The following is an 18,568-nucleotide window of genomic DNA, read 5'->3' as shown; positions in this document are numbered from 1 at the left end:
TGCACGCGAAGCCTATCGCCTCCGATCATGGCGGGCCCGGCCGTTCGGGTGCGAGGTGGCCGACGATGCGGTTCAGTCCGGTCCGCAGGTCGTCCTCGGAGGCCGCGAACGAGATCCGGATGTATCCCTCGCCGGACGGTCCGTACTCCGATCCGGCGCGGACCAGCACCTTCCGTGCGGCGAGCGCGCGGGCGACCTCCTCGGACGGGCGGTCGGCGGTGTAGCGGAGGAAGCCGTAGAACGCGCCCTCCGGTGGCACGAGGTGCAGGCCGGCTACGCCCGTGAGGCGCTCGACCACGAGGTCGCGGCGCTGCCGGTAGGTGTCGACCATGGCGTCCACGACGCTGTCCGGCAGGGCAAGAGCGGCGAGTGCGGCGCGCTGGACGGCGGTGTTCACCGAGCCGTTGAGGGTGCGGTGCACGTGCGCCGCCGCGTCCACGACCGCTCGCGGCCCGGCCAGGTAGCCGATCCGCCAGCCCGTCATCGCGTACGTCTTGGAGAACGTCTGGACCTGGACCGTCCGGTCCCGCAGCGACTCGACGGACAGCGCCGACATCCACTCGTGACCGGGGTAGACCAGCCGGTGGTAGGCCTCGTCGCTGACGACCAGCGTGCCGGAGCCGCGGAGCAGCTCGCCGAGCGCCTCCAGCTCCTGCCCGCGGTGCACGACGCCGGTCGGGTTCGACGGGTTCGAGAAGATCATCATGGCGGCACCGGGCAGCGCGGCGGCCAGTGCGGCGAGGTCCCAGTGCAGGTCGGGGCCGAGCGGGACGAAGTCCACGGTGCCGCCCGCGAGGACGACCAGGTCGGCGTAGAGCGAGTAGGCGGGTTCCGGGATGACGACGCGGTCGCCGGGCCCGACCATCGCGAGCACGACCGCCGCCAGCGCGCCGGTGGCGCCGTGGGTGACGACGACGTCGTCCGCGCTCCACGTCCGGCCGGGGTGTTCCGGCAACCGGGACGCGAGCGCGGCGCGCAGCTCCGGAAGGCCTCTCTGGTCCGCGTAGTGGGTGTCTCCCGCCCTTAGCGCGGCCGCGGCGGCCTCGACCACCGGCGCCGGCGTGGGGAAGTCCGGTTCGCCCAGCGCCAGGGACACCGCGCCGGGGGAGGACTGGCCGAGGGCCGGGCGCCGAGAGAAGTGGCGCAGCTCGTGGATCCGGACGGCGGTCATCGCGTCACCGCCGGGCGACCGGGACGCGCGGCGAGGATGCGCTGCCGCAGCGCCTCTTCCTTCTCGCCGATGCCGTCCAGTGCGTCGACGGCCTCGCGCAGCCGGTGCCGCGGGACGACGACCACGCCGTCGGAGTCGCCGACGACCACGTCACCCGGCGCCACCACCACACCGCCGACCGCCACCGGGACACCGATCGCGCCGGGCCCGTCCTTGAACGGACCGGCCGGGGTGACCGCCCGCGCGTACATGGCGAGCCCCATGCCGGCCAGCGCCTCGACGTCGCGGACCGCGCCGTCGACCACGGCACCGGTCACCCCGGTATTCACCATGATCTCGCCGATGAGGTCGCCGACGAGCGCGCGCGTGATGTCGCCGTGGCCGTTGACGACGAGGACGTCGCCGGGCCGCGCCTCGTCGAGCGCCCGGTGGACGGCGAGGTTGTCGCCCGAGCGCACGTCCACCGTCAGGGCGGTGCCGACCAGCGGTGACCGGCCGGCGAACCGCCTGATGCCACCGTCCAGCACCGTCATCCGCCCGAGCGCGTCCCCGACGTTGGCGGCCGGCACCTCCCCGAGGCGGTGTGTCTCCGCGGCCGCCGGGCGGAGCCAGTCCGGAGCGAGGGACACGCTGTCCGTCGCCGCAGCGATGTACATAGTGAAGGCTCACCTCTTAAATAAGAGATATCTATCATTCTGGACGTTACGGTAGCGGGTCGGAGGCCGGGCGACAACGGTTCGCGGCGGACTTGTTCAGCGGCGAGCGATCAGGCGGTGGTCGGTGACCGCCACATCTGCCGTTGTCGGGGGTAGTGGTGGGATCGGGGGTGGTGTGGGGCAGCGCGATGAGGGTGTGTCTTGAACTGTCCCCACCACGAAGTAGAACAACGGCGATGGGTATTCGGCTGGCTGCATGTCGGTCAGGTGCTGTCGCATTGCCACGAATTCGTCAGCCGACCCAGCGTGCACCACGATGCGGACGTCCTGGTCCGGCTTTGCCACTGATGCCCCAGGGCCCGTAGATCGACGTTCGGCACACCCAGTGGCGCGTCAAGCAACGTTGACCGGGTAATGGGTCCAGGTGCGGATGGGTGAGTCGGTGGCGAAGCCGGTCTTGGGCTTGGCGCGGGCGTTGCGCCAGCGGATGTAGGCGGCGATCGCGGTGTTCTGTTCGGTGTGGCTGCGGTGGTCGGTGCCGTTGAGGGCGAAGTAGCGCAGTGCGGCGAACTCGGCCTCGATCCAGTTCAGCCGGGACCCGTAGGTCGGCAGGAACACCAGCTCGACCTGGTTGCCGGCGGCCCAGGTGTGGACGTCGGGGTGGCGGTGCGGGGAGAAGTTGTCCATGACCAGATACAACTTCTCGCCCGGCCAGCGGGCGAGCAGGGCTTCGAGCAGGCCGAGGAACTCGCTGTGGCGTTTGCGCGACCGGATCCGGTAGAGGATCTTGCCGGTGGCCAGGTCGAGGGCGGCGAGCATGTGCATGACGCCGTCGTAGCGGTTGCAGGTCGCCCGTAATCGGCGCGGTCTGGTCTGTGGCCGCCAGGCTTTTCCTTTGCGGGGCATGAGGTTCAGTGGCCCGAACTCGTCCACGCAGATCACCCGCCCGTCCTCGGGTGGATGGTCGTGGAGATCGAGTATCCGGTGCATCTTGGCCAGGAAGTCCGGGTCGGTCGAGGCCTTCCAGGTGGTCGTGGTCTGCCACGAGACACCGCAGATCCGCTCACGGATCTGCTCACCGATCGTCTTCGGCCGTCCCCCGCTCCATTTTGGGTCCAGGGCGTCGAACCGCCGCTCGCAGGCTGGAGAGCCGCATCGCGGCCGGTGCCGATGTCGGCGAGATCAGGCCGTTGCTGGTGAAGGCGATCGAGCAACGTTATGGCCTGAACGACAACGCACGGATGTCGGCGGAGACGTGAGCCGGGTGTCTCTCACGGTGGCGGGAGTGCGGTCCCGGATCCGCCCTTCGAACTCGGCAGCCGCCGCACGTCGACCGCGGCAGCGTCTTCCGCCAGGTCGTCGAACCGCACCAGGACGGCGAGCACGCGGGCCGTGGCGAACGCCGATGGCCGTTTCTTCTGCCCCCAGGAGAAGTCGGCCAGTCCTCGGTACACCGAGCGCGGAACGACCGCACCGCCCGGACCCCTGTTGTAGGTGACCAGGCAGGCCAGCAGCTCCGCGAGCGCACGCCGGTTCTCCGGTCGCGCGTCCTCGGCGCGCCAGAGCGCCGGGTAGCGGCCGAGCGTGTCGAGCAGCGCGTAGACGCTGTACCAGGTGGGCGGCCACTTGATCGTTTTGAATCCCCGGCCGTGCCCGAACATGTAGGGCTTCTCGGTGCCGCGTCTGCGCCACGCGGCCAGGGAGACCGACGCGACGCCCAGCAGACCGGCGGGCTGATCGCCCGCGGGCAGACCGGCGAAGGTGCGCAACGCCTGCAGCGTGACCTGCGGGCAGAAGTCGCTTGCGCGGCCCGGTCCGCGGAAGCCGTGCACCGGATGCGGGATGCACGGCCACGCGCGTCCCTGCGCGGTACCGGTGAGGTCGTCCTCCATGCGCCGCAACGCGGCACGCACACGCGGATCCCGTTCCCGGCCGAACCGCACGAGCACCTCGGCAACGGCGTGCGCGTCGCACAGCAGCGCACCCCAGACCGGAGCGTCGGTCAGCCTGCGTGCGGCGTAGGACGGGAAGCGCCCGTTGTCCTCCTGGTGGGCGAGCATCCGGTCGAGCAGCCGCTCGACCTGCTCGTCGTCACCGCCGCGCACGCCCATGTCGGCGAGCAGGTTGAGCAGGTTGGGGGCGAAAGCGACGCTGTTGTGACCAGCGAGCGGATCACCTGCCTCCCAATCGGGCAGGCGGTCCACCAGCCGCTGCGTCGCGGCATCGGCGAGCACCTGACGCCGCACGTCATCAGCTGGTTCGCCGAGAACCTGCGTAGCCAGCACCCACCGTGCCGCGGGCTCGTCCGACGACGCGATCCACGGACGCGGATCACCGCCCAGCAGCTCAGCCCACGCGAAGCCTGCGGTGGTCATGCGGATCACCTTGTCGCGTAACGGAAATCGCAGTACGGCGCACCCTCGGCGATGACCTGCGTCCGGACGAACCGCACTCCCGGAGGCAGGAACCTGATGATCTGGTAGTCGCCCTGGCACATCAGGGGTGCGAGTTCGGCCGCGCCCTGATCGGCGAGGAAGCGGACGATGCCGCAGCGGGTCACGTCCACCCCGTAGAACAGGCCCGGCCTCGGCTTGAGGAACCGGAACCGCCACCCGTCCGGCTCGTCGGCGAGGTTGGCCGTGGCGAACCAGAAACGCCGCAGGAGCAGGTGAGGTGCTCGATGCCGGTAGACCCACCGAGCGATCGGGGTGTCGAACTGGCCGTCCATCCAGCGCGCCACGAACCGGGACACGAGCGCTCGTTTGACGTGCGGGGCCGTGTCCTGAGGCAGGGACCGGTACAGCACCAGCGAGTCGACGGCCAGCCGCAGCGTCATCCGGCTCGTCGGAGCACGTAGTGCCGGAACGACGGCTGCCACCTCGCCGTACTCCCGCGCCATGCGGTGTGCCACCTCGTGCGCTGCGCGCTCGCCCAGCTCGTCGACCAGCACGGGACGGGCGAAACGCAGTGCCCGGCCGACCTGCTTCCGTGACAGCACACGCTCGACCCGCGGAACGTCGAGACGCGTCGCCCTGGACGGGAGCTCTCGCCGGTTCGGCGAGAACAGGTGGGTTTGCAGGAACGCGAGCTGCGCGTCGCTGATCTGGTCGAAGGCCTCACCCGTGTAGACGTCGAAGTGGCCGAGAGGGTAGAGGCGGAGGTCGGCGTGCGGTGCGCGAGCGGCAACGCGGGCGGCGAAGGCGCTGGACGCCTGCAGATCGTGGTCCGCCAGGCACATCAGCAACGGCATCGACAGGCGCTCCGCGGTGCCGCGAACGTACTGGGGAAGCGCGAACAGGAACCTCGGCGCGAGTTCGTTGCGCCAGCCGGTCGCCTCGCCGCCGAGTGCCTCGAACGTCTCCCGTGCCTCCGGCTCGGTGAACACCGCCACTTGTCCGGGCGGGGCGACGACCGGAACCGTGCGCGGCGGCTTGCCGTGCGCGGCGCCCAGCACGTCACGGACCGCCGCCAGGACGAACTGCCAGGTGCGCGTGGTGACCTCCCTGTTGAGGCGCTGCCGCAGGGTGCGTCCCCGGTGCATGCCGTCGATCATGGGCACCTGGGACACCACGGCGGCGATGCCGGGGTCGGCGGCGGCGACAGCGAGTACGTGACCACCGCTGAGCGAGGTACCCCACACGGCGACGCGACGCGGGTCGATCTCGGGCAGGCCGCGGACGTGGTCGATCGCCGCCCGGTAGTCCTCCCGTTGAGCGGCGACGTCGATGACCTGCCGCAGCTGTCCGCCGCTTGCGCCGAAGCCGCGGTAGTCGAAGACGAACGCGGCGACACCGCCGCGCGCGAACTTCTCGGCGTAGGAAGGCAGTCCGAGCCGTTTGGTGCCGCTACCGCCATGCCCCATCACGACGCACGGCACCGGGCCGGACGCCTCCTCGGGCAGGTACAGATCAGCGGCGCAGCGCACGCCGGCGGAGTCGAAGAACACCTCACGCGGGGACATGACAACCTGCTTTCTCACGGCTCGTCGAGAAAATCGAGTACGGGGCGCACGACCGACGGGCTGACGCCGAGATGGCCCTTGCGGGGGAACAGGACGAGCCGGGCGTCCGGGATCGCGGCAGCAGTGCGTTCGAGCAGTGCACGCCCGTAGCAGGCGTCGTGTGAACCGCCAACCACGAGGGTGGGAGCGGTGATGGCGTGCAGGCGGTCGTGCAGATCGAAGGCGTCCTCGGCCTCGATCAGCGCCAGCAGGTCGGGGTCGCCTCGCCCCACGAACGTGCCGCCCAGCAGCCAGCCCATGGCCTTGGCGGCGCCGTGGGAGAGCGGACCGGCACCCATGATGTCCATCATGGACACCGCGGCGCGCCGGGTCCTGCCCGCACGCAGCCACATCGCGGTGTCGCGTTGCGCGTGGCGACCGCGCTCGCCCAGTGCGTACGCGGCCGAGACCAGCACGAGCTTCCGCACCGCGCTCGGGGCGTCCGCCGCGAGCTGGAGCGCCACGCTGCCGCCGGTGGACACGCCGAGCACGTCGACCGGACGGCCGAACAGCTCGCGCAGCGCCACCGCGTGGTCGGCGGCGATGTCGGCCATGCTCACACCGGACGTGAGGCCGTGAGGGCGATTGAGCCACCACACCTCCCGCCGCCGCGCCAGCGGCCGCAGCTGGCCGAGCTGGAACCGGCGGTCCATCCCCACCGGCACCTCGTGGTGGGCCGTGATGCCGGGCAGGAACACCAGCACCGGCCCTGATCCCACGCGGAGGTACGGCAGTCCGCCTGCCGTTCCGGCGTCCACCTGGCTGGGTCGCCTCATACCTCGAGCGTCCCGGTTGCCTCACCTGCTGGTGCAGGGCCGATGGTCCCGGTCGGCAGGCGTCTTCCGTCTCGGTCCGGACGGTGGCGGGACCTTCGCCCGCGGACGCCGTGCTGTTCGGCTCTGGCTGCCTCGCCGCTGTCCTGGTGTGACAGAAGCATTGCCGCTCAATGCTTCGCGGAGCAAACCACGCTGACGCCTATACCCCCGGGGGTAGTTGCAGCCCGGCGAAGCGAGGGCGTACGGTGGGGAGCAGGTACCCCCTGGGGTATGTGAGTCCGGTGTGGGACACCGGAGAACCCCAGGCTCGGTGAGAGATGGGAATGACCATGTCATTGGAAGTCGAGGTCGTGGCGACCTCGTCACTGGGTGACCGCAGCTACCTGGCGCACGACGGGCGGGTGGCGGTGGTGGTGGATCCGCAGCGGGACGTCGACCGCGTCGTGGAGCTGGCGGGCCGGCGCGGAGTGCAGATCACGCACGTCGTGGAGACCCATCTGCACAACGACTACGTGTCCGGTGGCCTGGCGCTGGCCAAGCTGACCGGTGCCGTCTACGCCGTGGCGGCGGCGGACGAGGTCGCGTTCGAGCGGTTAGCGGTGAGCGACGGGGACGAGATCGTCCTGTCGGACCGGATGCGGTTGACCGTACTGGCGACGCCGGGGCACACGTTCCACCACGTGTCCTACGTCCTGCGCGGCCCGGGCGGGCCGCTGGGCGTGTTCACCGGTGGATCGCTGTTGTTCGGGACGACCGGTCGCACGGACCTGCTGGGCAAGCAGCACGCGGACGTCCTGGCGCACCACCAGCATTCCTCCGTGCAGAGGTTGGCCGACCTGCTGCCGGACGGTGCCGAGGTGTGGCCGACGCACGGGTTCGGCAGCTTCTGCTCGGCTTCCCAGACGGACGCGCCGTCGTCGACGATCGGCCGGGAGAAGGCGACGAATTCCGCGCTGCGGCTGGAGGCCGATGACTTCGTCGCCCAGATGCTCGCCGGACTGGACGCCTATCCCGCCTATTACGCACACATGGGCGTGCGCAACGCACGGGGCGCCGAGCTGGTCGACCTGACGCCGGTGCGGATCGCCGACCCGGCCGAGTTGCGCACCCGCATCGACGCCCAGGAGTGGGTGGTGGACCTGCGCTCGCGCAAGGCGTTCGCCCACCAGCACGTGGTCGGCACGCTGAGCTTCGGGCTGGACGGGCCGATGTCGACCTGGCTGGGCTGGATGGTCCCGTGGGGCGCGCCGATCACGTTGCTGGGCGAGTCCGCCGGGCAGGTGGCGCAGGCGCAGCGCGAGCTGGCGCGGATCGGCATCGACCGCCCCGCGGCTGCGGCGACCGGCACACCGGAGCAGTGGGCCCGCGACGCGGACGATCTCGGTGAGGTGACCGTGACGACGTTCGCCGATCTGGCCGCCGCGTGGGCGGGGAGGGCACCGCACGGGATGCCGCCTGCGGACGTGGTGCTCGACGTGCGGCTGGCCAGTGAGTGGCGGCAGGGCCACCTCGGCGGTGCGGTGCACATCCCGTTGCCCGATCTGCCGCAACGGGTGGTGGACGTGCCCGACGGTGTCGTGTGGGTGCACTGCCAGTCCGGCTACCGGGCCTCCATCGCGGCGAGCGTGCTGGCCGCGGCCGGGCGTGAGGTTGTGCACGTCGATGACGACTTCAGCACCGTCCGGGATACCGGCCTCACCGTGGAGGGAGACGAGGCGTGAGCACTCCGGTGAAGCTGGACGTCGCACAGCTCCGGCGGCAGATGGAGTCCGGTGCCGGTCCGCGGTTGATCGACGTGCGCGCGCCCGGCGAGTTCGAGGCCACGCACATCCCCGGCTCCTACAACGTGCCGCTCGACCTGCTGCGCGAGCACCGCGACGAACTGTGCCGCCACCTGGACGAGCAGGTGGTGCTGATCTGCCGGTCCGGTCGGCGGGCGGTGGAGGCCGAGCAGGCGCTGGCCGCCGCGGGACTGCCGAACCTCCGGCTGCTCGACGGCGGCATCGTCGCGTGGCAGGCGGCCGGCGGAGAGGTGCGGCACGGCGAACCGCGCTGGGACCTGGAACGCCAGGTCCGGCTGGTGGCCGGCGCGATCGTGTTCACCGCGGTGGTCGTCGGTCTGCTGGTCCCGCCGGTCACCTGGCTCGCGGGCCTCGTCGGCGCCGGACTGGTCCTCGCCGCCCTGACGAACACCTGCGTGATGGGCATGCTGCTGGCCAAACTGCCCTACAACCGCGGCCCGCGCACGACCTTCGCGGCAGTCGTCGCGGCGCTGAGCGACCGGAGCGGGTGAGCGGGATGCTGGTGCTCACGCTGCTGGCCGCGGTGCTTGTGGGACTCGCGCTGGGTGTGCTCGGTGGCGGCGGGTCGATCCTGACCGTGCCGATCCTGGTCTACCTCGCCGGGCAGGAACCCAAGCAGGCGATCGCGATGTCGTTGTTCGTCGTGGGCGTCACCAGTGTCGTGGGCGCCGTGTCGCACGCACGAGCCGGGCGAGTGCGTTGGCGCACGGGATTGGTGTTCGGCGCTGCCGGCATGGCGGGCGCGTACGGCGGTGGCCGGCTCTCGGAGCTCATCCCCGGCACGTGGCTGCTGGCGGGCTTCGCGGTGATGATGATCGCGACGGCGGTGGCGATGATCCGCGGCCGCCGCGACGGCGCCCCGGCGAAGCCGCACGCCGAACTGCCGGTCGGCCGAGTGATCGCGGAAGGCCTCGCGGTCGGTCTGGTCACCGGTCTGGTGGGCGCCGGCGGTGGCTTCCTGGTGGTGCCCGCACTGGCGCTGCTGGGCGGACTGCCCATGGCGGTCGCCGTCGGCACGTCGCTCGTGGTCATCGCGATGAAGTCCTTCGCCGGGCTGGGAGGCTACCTGACCACCGTCCACATCGACTGGAAGCTCGCCGCGATGGTCACCGTTGCTGCTGTGGTGGGCAGCCTGATCGGTGGAAGGGTGACCGGGCGGATCCCGGAGACGGTGCTGCGCAAGGGCTTCGGCTGGTTCGTGCTCGTCATGGGCGGCTTCGTCCTCTCCCAGCAGCTGTCCGCGGCGGCCTGGGCCGTCCCGGTCCTGCTCGTCGCCGGAGCAGGTGGCGCGTGGCTCGTCGCGCGCAAGCGCCGCGAGGTGACGACGGGTGGCGGCCCCGAGTAGGGCCGCCACTTCCTCACCTCACCGCCTCAGCAAGCGGTCGAACGCCGCCAGGTGGTGCTGCGGCGCCGTCAGCAGGTTGCCGTACACGTGCTGGACATCGAGTGCGGTGAGGCCGTTGAGCGACTCGCGCATGAGCGAGATGTCCGCGGTCTCCACGGTGCGGCCTGCTTCGAGCGCGCCTGGTGACGTCACCGTGCGCGTGCACCGCTCGGCCGAGACGGCGGTCGTCGCCGTCCACGACACCGGACCGGGCATCCCCGCGGAGGAGCTGGGGCGCGTTTTCGAGCGGCGCTGGCGCGGCCGCACCGGACGACCTGTCGCGGGAACGGGTATCGGGCTCGCCCTGGTCAGGGAGCTCGTGACCGCACACGGTGGAATGGTCACCGCCACGTCCAGCGCCGAGAGCACCGCGTTCACGATCAGTCTGCCGCTGTGACCGATGAGGTCAGCGAGTCCAGCGCGGCACGGAGGCGCTCACCCGCCTCCTCTGCGATCGGCCGCAGCTCCTCCCGTCCCGTCATCTCGGTCATCACGTTCGGGTTCAGGGCCTGCACGAGGGTGCGTCCGTTGTCCGCCCGGACCACGACGTTGCACGGGAGCAGCAGTCCGATCGTCCGATCGACCTCCAGTGCCCGGTGTGCCAGCGGCGGGTTGCACGCGCCGAGAATCACGTACGGCTCGACCTCGGCGTCGAGCTTCATCCGCATGGTCGCCCGGACGTCGATCTCGGTCAGCACACCGAAACCCTGTTCCTTCAGCGCCGCGCGGACGGCGGGCACGGCGTCCTCGTAGGACAGGTCGAGCGTGATGGTCAGGTCGTACTTCACGGTTGTGGGTCCTCTCACCGGCGTGGTCGTGCGGCGGCGCGCACCTGGTCCATGTCGAGCTCACCGACCTGGGTGATCAGCTCCTCGAGCGCGGCAGCGGGAAGTGCGCCGGGCTGGGCGTAGACGACGACGCCGTCGCGGATCGCCACCAGCGTCGGGATCGACGAGATGCCGAACGCCTGCGCGAGTTCCGTTTCGGTCTCGGTGTTCACCTTGCCGAACGTGATGTCGCCGTGCCGGGTCGAGGCCTGCTCGAAGACAGGGGCGAACATCCGGCACGGGCCGCACCACGACGCCCAGAAATCGACCAGGACGGTGCCCGGCCGGCCCGCGATCTCGTTGAAGTTGGCTCTGGTCAGTTCGATGGACGCCATGAGCTTTCTCCTCTCGCTCTGGTACCCCCTGGGGTATCTGGTTCAACGTCGTACGGCGAACCTGTGTTCCCGGTTGGGGTACCCTGGGGGGTACTGAAGGAGGTAGCGGGTGGAGCTCAACGAAGACGTCCTCGCGGACGTGGTCAAGCGGCTGCGGCGGGTTCAGGGCCAGGTCGGCGGTCTCGTGCAGATGATCGAATCGGGACGGGACTGCAAGGACGTGATCACGCAGCTGGCGGCCGCGTCGAGGGCGCTGGACCGGGCCGGCTTCAAGCTGATCGCCAGCGGGCTGGAGAAGTGCATCTCCGACGACTCCGAGCAGGCCGCGGCCGACCGGGCTCAACTGGAGAAGCTCTTCCTGGCGCTGGCCTGACCGAGCAGGCAGACCGGCGGCAGGACGAACCACCGCAGTGCCTCGAAGTCCTCGGGCAGCCCGGTGGGGCCGTCGTCGAGCAGGTCCGCACGCCCGGCGAGCAGGCACCGGGCATCGTCCAGTTGCGAGGCGAGGACGCTGTCGTCGACCTCGGCTGACTCGGCCGATGTTCTTGCCGTCACGACGGAACGCAGGTCTGGCAACCCCAGCGGGACGGTCGCCGCGGCGCGGTGTCGCCACAGTGCGGTGTGCGGGTCGAAGACGTAGTCGGTCAGGAGCCGGTGGCCGTACTGCGCGATCAGCCGCACGGCCTCGACGAGGTAGTCGCGGACGGCGTCGGTGATGAAGTAGTTGAAGTTGAGCCGCACCCAGCCCGGCTTGACGCCCTCGCAGCCCACGGCGACCTCGTGGTCGTAGCCGCGCGAGTGCTCGGCGTCGATCGCGAGCAGCCGGTGCCCGTACGGTCCTGCGCATGAGCAACCGCCGCGGGACTGGATACCGAACAGGTCGTTGAGCAAGGCCACCACGAAGTTGTGGTGCAGGAACCGCTCGCCGGCACGGATGCGGAAGGACACAATCGACAGCCTGGCCGCGGCGTGGTGGCCGAGGATCTCGATGCCAGGCTCGTCCTCCCAGATGGCTAGGGCGTGCCGCCACAGGCGCTCCTCGCGCGCCTGGATCAGCCGGGTGCCGACGGCGTCCTTGAGCGCGAACACCAACCCGGCCCGGATGGACTCGACAATGGCGGGTGTGCCGCCCTCCTCGCGGGCGACCGGATCGTTGAGGTAGCGGTGGCCGTCCGGGCGGACGAACGCCACCGTGCCGCCGCCCGGCACCGTCGGCACCGCGTTGGTCACCAACTCCCGGCGCACCACGAGCACGCCGGGTGTCTGCGGTCCACCGACGAACTTGTGCGGTGACAGGAAGATCGCGTCCTTGTGGTCGCCGCGGCCCGGCGCGCTCTCCCGCACGCGGATGGGCACGTACGGCGCGGCCGCCGCGTAGTCCCAGAACGACAGCGCGCCGTGATCGTGCAACAGAGCGGCGATGCTGTCGGCGTCGGTCAGCACCCCGGTGACGTTGGACGCCGCCGAGAAGCTGCCGATCCGCAGCGGCCGGTCGGCGTGCCGGACCAGCTGCCTGCGCAGCTCGGCGACGTCGATGTGACCGTGGGCGTCCTCGCCGATGACGACGACGTCCGCGATGGACTCGCGCCACGGCAGTTCGTTGGAGTGGTGCTCGTACGGCCCGACGAACACCACTGGACGCTCATCCGGCGGAATCCGGTCTCGCAGCGAGTATTTCTCGCTCAGCCCCGCGGGAAGCCGGATCTCGAGAATCCCGATGAGCTTGTTGATGGCCGCGGTGGCACCGGAGCCGCAGAAGATCACGAGGTCGTCGTCCGTGCCACCGACCGAATCACGGATGAGCCTCCGGGCCTGTTCGCGCAGCCTCGTCGTGTACAGCCCTGTGCCGGAGCTCTCGGTGTGGGTGTTGGCGTAGCGGGGGAGGACGTGCGCGCGGATGAAGTCCTCGACGAAATCCAGTGCCCGGCCCGATGCGGTGTAGTCCGCGTAGATGATCCTGCGCGGACCGTAAGGCCCGTCGAGAACCTCGTGGTCACCGATCAGGCCGCACCGAACGCGGTCGAGCAGTGGTGAGGCCGGAGCGTCGAGAACGTTGCTGGTCACCAGTCCATCGTGGATCCGGACGCACGCCGGTGGACGCGGCCGATGGGCCCGCGTGCGCGGGCACGAAGGCCCTGTGGGCGGCATGGCGGAGCCCAAGGCCGACGGCGATCGCGATTCTCGCCGCCACCGGCTGCGCCCCCGCGAAGGACGCGGAGGGCGAAATCACCGTTGCCGACCGCGTCAACCGGCTCGGCCTGCCGTCCAGCTCGGGACGCGGAAGACCTGGTTCGCTCCCGGTGTCGGCAGCCGGACACCGGTCGTGTCCGTCTCTGGCGCGAGAAGCACGTTCGGGCCCAACGTGCTTCTCGCCCCAACCGGCCGGCGAAGGTGCGGACCGGACTTCCGGTCAGGTGCTCAGTCGGCTGCGCGGCGTTCGAGGAAGACGGTGTCGCGCCACACGCCGTGGTGTGGCGCGATGCGTTCGCGGGCGTCGAGAGCGTGGAAGCGCGGAGTGGTGCAGGGCGAGGCTGGCGCGGTTCGTGGGGAGGATCGAGGTCTGCAACGTCCAGAGGTCGGCGTCGTCGGCGGTGACCTTGTGCAGCAGGGTTTTGCTGACGCCTCGGCCGCCGGAAGCCGACGGCGGCGTAGACGGAAGTCTCAGCGACATCTGTGTAGCAGTCGCGTGGACACCGGTGCGCCGAGTTCATCCCTTTGGACACCAAGGATCCGCGCCACCCGGTGGTGCTGGGCATCTCGTTCAGCCTGCCCGGCGACATCGCGCTGGTGCCCGTCTCCGCGCCCGAAACGCGGACGCGAACCAAAACGGGTTAACCGCAACGACGTCACCCAGCTGATACCGCTGCTCGACGCAATCCCGCCGGTACGCGGCTGGTGCGGTCGTCCCCCGTGCGGGCACCGCGCGTCGAGCGGGACCACGACCGCCACAGTTCGGGGGATCTCGGGGCACCTCTCGGGCGCAACTTCGCAACCAATCGAGAAAGTGGTTGTGTGCCGGCCTAACGAGCGGCGGTCGCTTGGCCTCGCGGGTCGAATGTGCGCGATCTCCGCAACCACCGTCAGGAGACTGCGGTCCTACCGCACGTGTTGCTTTCGTGATCGTTTGGCAAGCGCCTCGGCGACAAACCGGCAGGATAGCTTTAGCTGCCGCACAGAGAGCAAATCTTAGGCTGCTCATCAATCCTCGGCCCGGCCAGTCGATGTCCTCAGATGGCTCGGCACGCGGTACTACGTTAGTCCGCCCTATGGCAGAAGCAGCTAGAAAGAACCTGAGCGCTGAATTCACCGGCAGATGTTCACCGCGAGGAGGTGAGGTTGCGCTTTCCAGGTAGTGAGCTGATCGCGGTGGATCGGCGCGGAGCTGCGGCCAAGGAGTGCCTCGACCGCGTTGATCACACGCGTTGACCGCCGTCAGTTCGACTGCCGTCTAATTAGGTGCTCAGTCTCGCTCAACGGCAGTTCGTGAGGCAGTTGTCACGACTTGGCCCAGGGATCACCCGATGCCTTCAGCTCGGCGCTCATGCGCCCGGTCAGCTGAGCAACCGTGGCGGGCTGCTGCACCGGCAACCTCTACGGCGCAACGTTTGCTTGCCCTCGCTTGGTTCGACGCGATGACGGAGGTGCGCGCCGATGCACCCCCGAACCCCTGCCCGCGGTTCCGCTTGCCCACCGGGCGAAACGCACGGGCGAGGATTCACCCGTGCCGAACTCGATCGGGTGGTCCGACCTTGCGACCGGCTGACGGGCCGTGAGCTGAGCGGGTGACCGGGTACGCCCGAAGCGAACCCGACAGCGAACAGAGGAGCGACCCAAATGTTTCGCAAGTGGCTGGGCTGAGTTCCTCAGATCCAGCCGAGGTCACCGGCCGCCACCGCAGGCTCGCCGCCCGCCTCCGTGAACGCGGTGAGCGCCTCGACCAGTCCCCGGCGTTGCCCCTCCGACATCCTCGCCACGATCTTCCCGATCGCCGCGCGGCGCCGCCTCGTCACGCCTCGCACGACACGGCGACCTCCATCGGTCAACTCGGCGACGACTTCACGGCGCGTTGCCGGGTTGGGCTGGCGTCCGATCATCCCGGTCGCTACGAGGCGGTCCACCATGCGGGTCGCGGTCGACGGGTTGACGTCCAGCAGTTCGGCCAGCGAGCTGAGTCGCATCGCTCCTCGAGTGTCCAGGATGACGAGCATTCGGAACTGCGGCAGGGTGATCGTGTCCTCGACCGCGGCGAGCGAGCGCGCGGACACGGCGACCAGCAGGCGCGACGCCGTGAGCACGGCGTCGGTGAGCGCGTCGACGTCGTTCGCGCCGACCTTGGACCGAGTCATGAGACTGTTGTACCGCAACCGTGGTGCTGTGATCACCGGACGGGCTGGTGCATCGCCTGCTTTGTGCGGCATTCGGAGGCAACGACCGTTTCCAGCGCGTCGAGTGCCGCCTCGGTCCAGGCGTCGACCGAGCTCATGGATGCGCCGGGCGGGCCGGTGAGCCGCACGCTGACCGCACTGCGGTCGGCGGCAAGCCGAAGCACCTGCAGCGTCCCCGAGCAGCTGGTCGTGGTTTCGCTGCCCCACGTGATGCGCAGCCGGTCCCAGTCGACGTTGACCCGGCGCTCGACGTCGACATCGGCGTGGCGGCCGGGAAACCAGAGCCGGATGAGGTTGGGGCCGGACAGCTCGACTTCGACGGAGTCGGGCAGCCAGGAGGTCATGTTGTCGAGGTCGGAGACGACGTCGAAGACGGCCTCCGCGTCAGCGGGCATGGATCGGCTTCGGGTCAAAACGAGGTCCTTCCGGCGGATTCCTCCCATCCTGTCCGAACTCACACGTCGACGAACCTGACGAGTCGCTAACGATCGCTCACGGGGTGGGCGTCGACGCCGTTGACGGCACAGGAGTGCTCGAACTCGACGCCGGCGTCGAGTGGTGCGGGCGCTGCGTCACGACGGGAGTGGGTGCCTCACCGGACATCGTCGGTGTGCCAAGAGGCTCAGGCTCGTCCTGCGTGGACACTCCGCACGAGGCGGTCAGAAGACATGCCACGACGGCGATGACGGTCCTCATGCGGCTGCCTCCGGGAGTTCCACGACGAAGCGCGCTCCGCCGCCAGGCCGATCTTCGATCCACACGCGACCGTGATGCCGACGGACGTGCTCGGCGACGAGCGCGAGGCCGAGCCCGCTACCGGTGTCGGCGCCGCGGCTGCCGGCTCTGGCCCCGCGAGTGAACCGCTCGAACACCTGCGTCCGCATGTCGCTGGGGACGCCTGGGCCTGCGTCGTCGACCTCCAGCCGGACGTTCCCCCGGTGGTGCAGCACCGCGAGCCGGACGGCACCTCCGGCGTGCTGTTCGGCGTTCTCGATCAGGTTGCCGATCACCCGGTCGAGCCTGCGCCTGTCTCCGAGCACCAGCGGGGGTGGCGGTTCGACGACGATCTCGACGTCCGCACCCAGTCGCAGGCTCGCGGCGCCTCGGACGAGTGCGCCGACATCCAGCGGCTCGAAGTCCTCACGGTCGGCGTCCTGGTCGGCACGGCTGATCTCCATCAGGTCGACCACCATGCGGGCGAACCTGTCCACCTCGGAGGTGAGCAGGCTGAGCGCCTTGCCCGCGGTGCCGGGCAGCTCGGCCTGTCTGCGACGCAGCACGGCCGCCGCGTTGACCATCGTCGTCAGCGGTGACCGGAGTTCGTGGCTGACGTCGCCGGCGAATCTGGCATCGCGCAGCACCCGTTGCTCCAGTGCGTCGGCCGTGGAGTTGAACGTGTTCGCCAACGGGCCCAGGTCCGGGTCGGCCTGGTCCGGCAGCCGTGCTTTCAGATCTCCGCCGGCGATGCGTGATGCCGCGGAGGTCAGCTCGGTCAACGGTCTCAGCGCGCGTCTGCTGGCCCACGAACCGAGCCCTACGCCGATGAGGCCGCTGAGCACCGTTCCGGCGATCAGCAGGCCGCTGAGGAACCGGAACGTGCGGTCGAGCTGGACGAGCTGGAAGAGCTCGACGTAGACGCCCTGCCCGTCGGCAAGCGGCTGGGCCACTGCGATCACGGGGATGCCGTCCGCGCGCAGACGTTGCCTGGCTGGAGTGCCGTCGCGTGCCATCGCGAGCAGGTCGTCGGGCACGACAGCGGGGTCGACCTGCCGTCCGCTGGTCAGCACCTCGTTCGCGCGGAAGAGCATGATCGTGGAGTCCGGGTTGGTGGTGAGCCCGGTCAGCAGTTCGGTCAGCCCGTCCGAGTTGGTGCGGACGGCATCCTCGACCAGCCGGAGGTTGACCTGTGCTTGGCGGGTCGTGGCCTGCAGGCGCTGTCTGAGCATGTAATCGGATGCGAGATTCCAGGTCGCGATCGCCAGCAGGCTGGTGACCAGCACCGAGCCGAGGCCGAGCGCGGCGGCGACCCGCCAACGCAACGACGGACGGCGAACCATCATCTCGGAGGGCCGAACTTGTAGCCGGAGCCGCGCACGGTCAGCACGAACACCGGGTCCTCGGGGTTGTGCTCGACCTTGGTCCTGAGTCGCCGGATGTGCACGTCGAGAAGCCGGGTGTCACCGTAGTAGTCGTAGCCCCATACCCGCTGCAACAGCTGCTCCCTGGTCACGATCCGCCCGCCCGCGATCGCGAGTTCGGCGAGCAGGCGGAACTCGGTGCGGGTGAGCCGGATCTCCTCACCGCCGCGGTGTACGACACCCTCGTCCGGCCAGATTTCGAGGTCCTCGACGCGGTAGGAGACGTTCTGCCTGGGGCCGCCGCGTCGGCGCAACAGCGCTCGGATGCGTGCGGCCAGCTCGCTTGCGACCAAAGGTTTGGTCACGTAGTCGTCGGCGCCTGCTTCCAATCCGGCGATGACGTCGGGTGTGTCGGTGCGCGCGGTGACGATGATGATCGGCAGATCTCCCTGAGCCCGCAGTCTCCGGCAGACCTGCAGACCGTCCACACCGGGCAGCATGAGATCGAGCAGTACGACGTCGAACGTGTCGGTGTCGAGCCGCCTCAACGCGTCCTCGCCGGAGACGGCCTCGTCGACGTCGAAGCCCTCGTCTGCGAGAGCGAGCCCGAGTGCCTGGCGGATGCGCTCGTCGTCGTCCACGAGCAGCACGGAGAAATCCATGTCCTGCTTTTCCTCGTTGGTTTCTAGTGCTGCTTCTATCACGTTGCCATGGTGACCGCATCTCGACGGGAATGCGTGCCTTCGGAAGGAGTTCGTAAGGTTGCACAGTGCATGTGTCCGGCATGCTTGTCGCCGCGGGTGAACGCCCGTAGTGGGCGCGTGCCTGCGCGCGCTTTCCGGGGAAGGTCAGGCGTCGGCCGCAAAGATGCGGCCGACGCTTGTCTCGGGACGACGAAAGGCCACCACCAGTCGTGACGGGCATGCCCACCACCGACGAAGGCATCACGGGAACGATTCTCGTGTGCGACGGATGCGGGCGGTCTCGCCGCACCAGCGCCACCGGTCTCTTCGCGTGGGACCTCCTCTGGCTGCAGGCCGATCAAGCGGGCTGGTCCGGCTCGGACCGCCCGCTGGGTCCGCACTACTGCACCGTCTGCGTTGGTAACGACTAGGTAACGCTTGCACAGTGCAATAATCGCGGCTGCCCGAATC

18 protein-coding genes and 2 pseudogenes are annotated in these 18,568 nt (G+C 69.7%); 5 read left to right on the top strand and 15 right to left on the bottom strand.

Features of this window, described 5'->3' with window-relative positions:
• Positions 1–25: 25 nt before the first annotated feature.
• The 6 genes from ACFOWZ_RS37055 to ACFOWZ_RS37030 all read right to left on the bottom strand — a co-directional run bounded on the left by ACFOWZ_RS37055 (position 26) and on the right by ACFOWZ_RS37030 (position 6,603).
• Positions 26–1,171: a pyridoxal phosphate-dependent aminotransferase gene (locus ACFOWZ_RS37055; RefSeq protein ID WP_382378603.1), complete on the bottom strand. Its 1,146-nt coding sequence runs from the start codon at positions 1,169–1,171 to the stop codon at positions 26–28.
• Positions 1,168–1,827 carry an RraA family protein gene (locus tag ACFOWZ_RS37050; protein ID WP_382378602.1) on the bottom strand — a complete coding sequence of 220 codons (660 nt, stop codon included), beginning with the start codon at positions 1,825–1,827 and terminating at the stop codon, positions 1,168–1,170. Before ACFOWZ_RS37050 ends, ACFOWZ_RS37055 begins: the two co-directional genes overlap by 4 nt.
• 393 nt (positions 1,828–2,220) lie before the next feature.
• Positions 2,221–2,886: an IS630 family transposase gene (locus ACFOWZ_RS37045; RefSeq protein ID WP_382378668.1), complete on the bottom strand. Its 666-nt coding sequence runs from the start codon at positions 2,884–2,886 to the stop codon at positions 2,221–2,223.
• A 212-nt stretch (positions 2,887–3,098) separates the two neighbouring features.
• On the bottom strand, positions 3,099–4,202 hold the full coding sequence (locus ACFOWZ_RS37040) for a hypothetical protein (protein ID WP_382378601.1): 1,104 nt from the start codon (positions 4,200–4,202) through the stop codon (positions 3,099–3,101).
• 5 nt (positions 4,203–4,207) lie between these two features.
• A complete protein-coding gene (locus ACFOWZ_RS37035; protein WP_382378600.1) occupies positions 4,208–5,788 on the bottom strand; it encodes an L-2-amino-thiazoline-4-carboxylic acid hydrolase in 1,581 nt (526 codons plus the stop codon).
• A gap of 14 nt (positions 5,789–5,802) precedes the next feature.
• Positions 5,803–6,603: an alpha/beta fold hydrolase gene (locus tag ACFOWZ_RS37030; RefSeq protein WP_382378599.1), complete on the bottom strand. Its 801-nt coding sequence runs from the start codon at positions 6,601–6,603 to the stop codon at positions 5,803–5,805.
• Between the two features lie 329 nt (positions 6,604–6,932).
• On the opposite strand from ACFOWZ_RS37030, the gene ACFOWZ_RS37025 reads away from it, so the two are divergent.
• From ACFOWZ_RS37025 to ACFOWZ_RS37015, 3 genes are read left to right on the top strand one after another with little or no spacing between them, the layout of a single operon-like run.
• Entirely contained in the window at positions 6,933–8,324 is a 1,392-nt protein-coding gene (locus ACFOWZ_RS37025) for an MBL fold metallo-hydrolase (RefSeq protein WP_382378598.1), read from the top strand.
• On the top strand, positions 8,321–8,896 hold the full coding sequence (locus ACFOWZ_RS37020) for a rhodanese-like domain-containing protein (protein ID WP_382378597.1): 576 nt from the start codon (positions 8,321–8,323) through the stop codon (positions 8,894–8,896). Before ACFOWZ_RS37025 ends, ACFOWZ_RS37020 begins: the two co-directional genes overlap by 4 nt.
• 5 nt (positions 8,897–8,901) lie before the next feature.
• Positions 8,902–9,750: a sulfite exporter TauE/SafE family protein gene (locus tag ACFOWZ_RS37015; protein ID WP_382378596.1), complete on the top strand. Its 849-nt coding sequence runs from the start codon at positions 8,902–8,904 to the stop codon at positions 9,748–9,750.
• 18 nt (positions 9,751–9,768) lie between these two features.
• Here the strand turns inward: ACFOWZ_RS37015 and ACFOWZ_RS37010 are convergent, their stop codons facing one another.
• Positions 9,769–9,942 (bottom strand): hypothetical protein, encoded by a 174-nt coding sequence (locus tag ACFOWZ_RS37010; RefSeq protein ID WP_382378595.1) that lies wholly within the window; start codon positions 9,940–9,942, stop codon positions 9,769–9,771.
• A 1-nt stretch (position 9,943) separates the two neighbouring features.
• Between ACFOWZ_RS37010 and ACFOWZ_RS37005 the strand changes: the two genes are divergently transcribed.
• Complete coding sequence (locus tag ACFOWZ_RS37005; protein ID WP_382378594.1) at positions 9,944–10,186, top strand: sensor histidine kinase; 243 nt, start codon at positions 9,944–9,946, stop codon at positions 10,184–10,186.
• Here ACFOWZ_RS37005 and ACFOWZ_RS37000 read toward each other — a convergent pair.
• Both ACFOWZ_RS37000 and trxA read right to left on the bottom strand, forming a co-directional pair.
• Positions 10,170–10,577 carry a DUF302 domain-containing protein gene (locus ACFOWZ_RS37000; protein WP_382378593.1) on the bottom strand — a complete coding sequence of 136 codons (408 nt, stop codon included), beginning with the start codon at positions 10,575–10,577 and terminating at the stop codon, positions 10,170–10,172. The two genes, ACFOWZ_RS37005 and ACFOWZ_RS37000, sit on opposite strands and share 17 nt — an antisense overlap.
• 14 nt (positions 10,578–10,591) lie before the next feature.
• Positions 10,592–10,960, bottom strand: a pseudogene (gene trxA, locus ACFOWZ_RS36995) (thioredoxin); the annotation flags it as partial.
• 100 nt (positions 10,961–11,060) lie between these two features.
• Between trxA and ACFOWZ_RS36990 the strand changes: the two are divergent.
• Positions 11,061–11,324: a metal-sensitive transcriptional regulator gene (locus ACFOWZ_RS36990; protein ID WP_382378592.1), complete on the top strand. Its 264-nt coding sequence runs from the start codon at positions 11,061–11,063 to the stop codon at positions 11,322–11,324.
• Here the strand turns inward: ACFOWZ_RS36990 and ACFOWZ_RS36985 are convergent.
• The 6 genes and pseudogenes from ACFOWZ_RS36985 to ACFOWZ_RS36965 all read right to left on the bottom strand — a co-directional run bounded on the left by ACFOWZ_RS36985 (position 11,291) and on the right by ACFOWZ_RS36965 (position 18,076).
• A complete protein-coding gene (locus ACFOWZ_RS36985; RefSeq protein ID WP_382378591.1) occupies positions 11,291–13,015 on the bottom strand; it encodes an aminotransferase class V-fold PLP-dependent enzyme in 1,725 nt (574 codons plus the stop codon). The genes ACFOWZ_RS36990 and ACFOWZ_RS36985 overlap by 34 nt on opposite strands.
• 354 nt (positions 13,016–13,369) lie before the next feature.
• Positions 13,370–13,638 (bottom strand): annotated as a pseudogene (locus tag ACFOWZ_RS48045) (N-acetyltransferase family protein); the annotation flags it as partial.
• Between the two features lie 1,176 nt (positions 13,639–14,814).
• Positions 14,815–15,297 carry a MarR family winged helix-turn-helix transcriptional regulator gene (locus ACFOWZ_RS36980; protein WP_382378590.1) on the bottom strand — a complete coding sequence of 161 codons (483 nt, stop codon included), beginning with the start codon at positions 15,295–15,297 and terminating at the stop codon, positions 14,815–14,817.
• A gap of 32 nt (positions 15,298–15,329) precedes the next feature.
• On the bottom strand, positions 15,330–15,779 hold the full coding sequence (locus tag ACFOWZ_RS36975; protein WP_382378667.1) for an SRPBCC family protein: 450 nt from the start codon (positions 15,777–15,779) through the stop codon (positions 15,330–15,332).
• A gap of 249 nt (positions 15,780–16,028) precedes the next feature.
• The gene (locus ACFOWZ_RS36970) at positions 16,029–17,396 is read right to left on the bottom strand and encodes a HAMP domain-containing sensor histidine kinase (RefSeq protein WP_382378589.1); all 1,368 of its coding nucleotides are present in this window, start codon (positions 17,394–17,396) and stop codon (positions 16,029–16,031) included.
• Positions 17,393–18,076 (bottom strand): response regulator, encoded by a 684-nt coding sequence (locus tag ACFOWZ_RS36965; protein ID WP_382378588.1) that lies wholly within the window; start codon positions 18,074–18,076, stop codon positions 17,393–17,395. Before ACFOWZ_RS36965 ends, ACFOWZ_RS36970 begins: the two co-directional genes overlap by 4 nt.
• Positions 18,077–18,568 lie beyond the last annotated feature (492 nt).

The sequence above is a fragment of the Lentzea rhizosphaerae genome (assembly GCF_042649515.1).
GTDB classification, from domain to species: Bacteria; Actinomycetota; Actinomycetes; order Mycobacteriales; family Pseudonocardiaceae; genus Lentzea; species Lentzea aerocolonigenes.
This window is presented reverse-complemented; position numbering and strand designations above follow the sequence as displayed.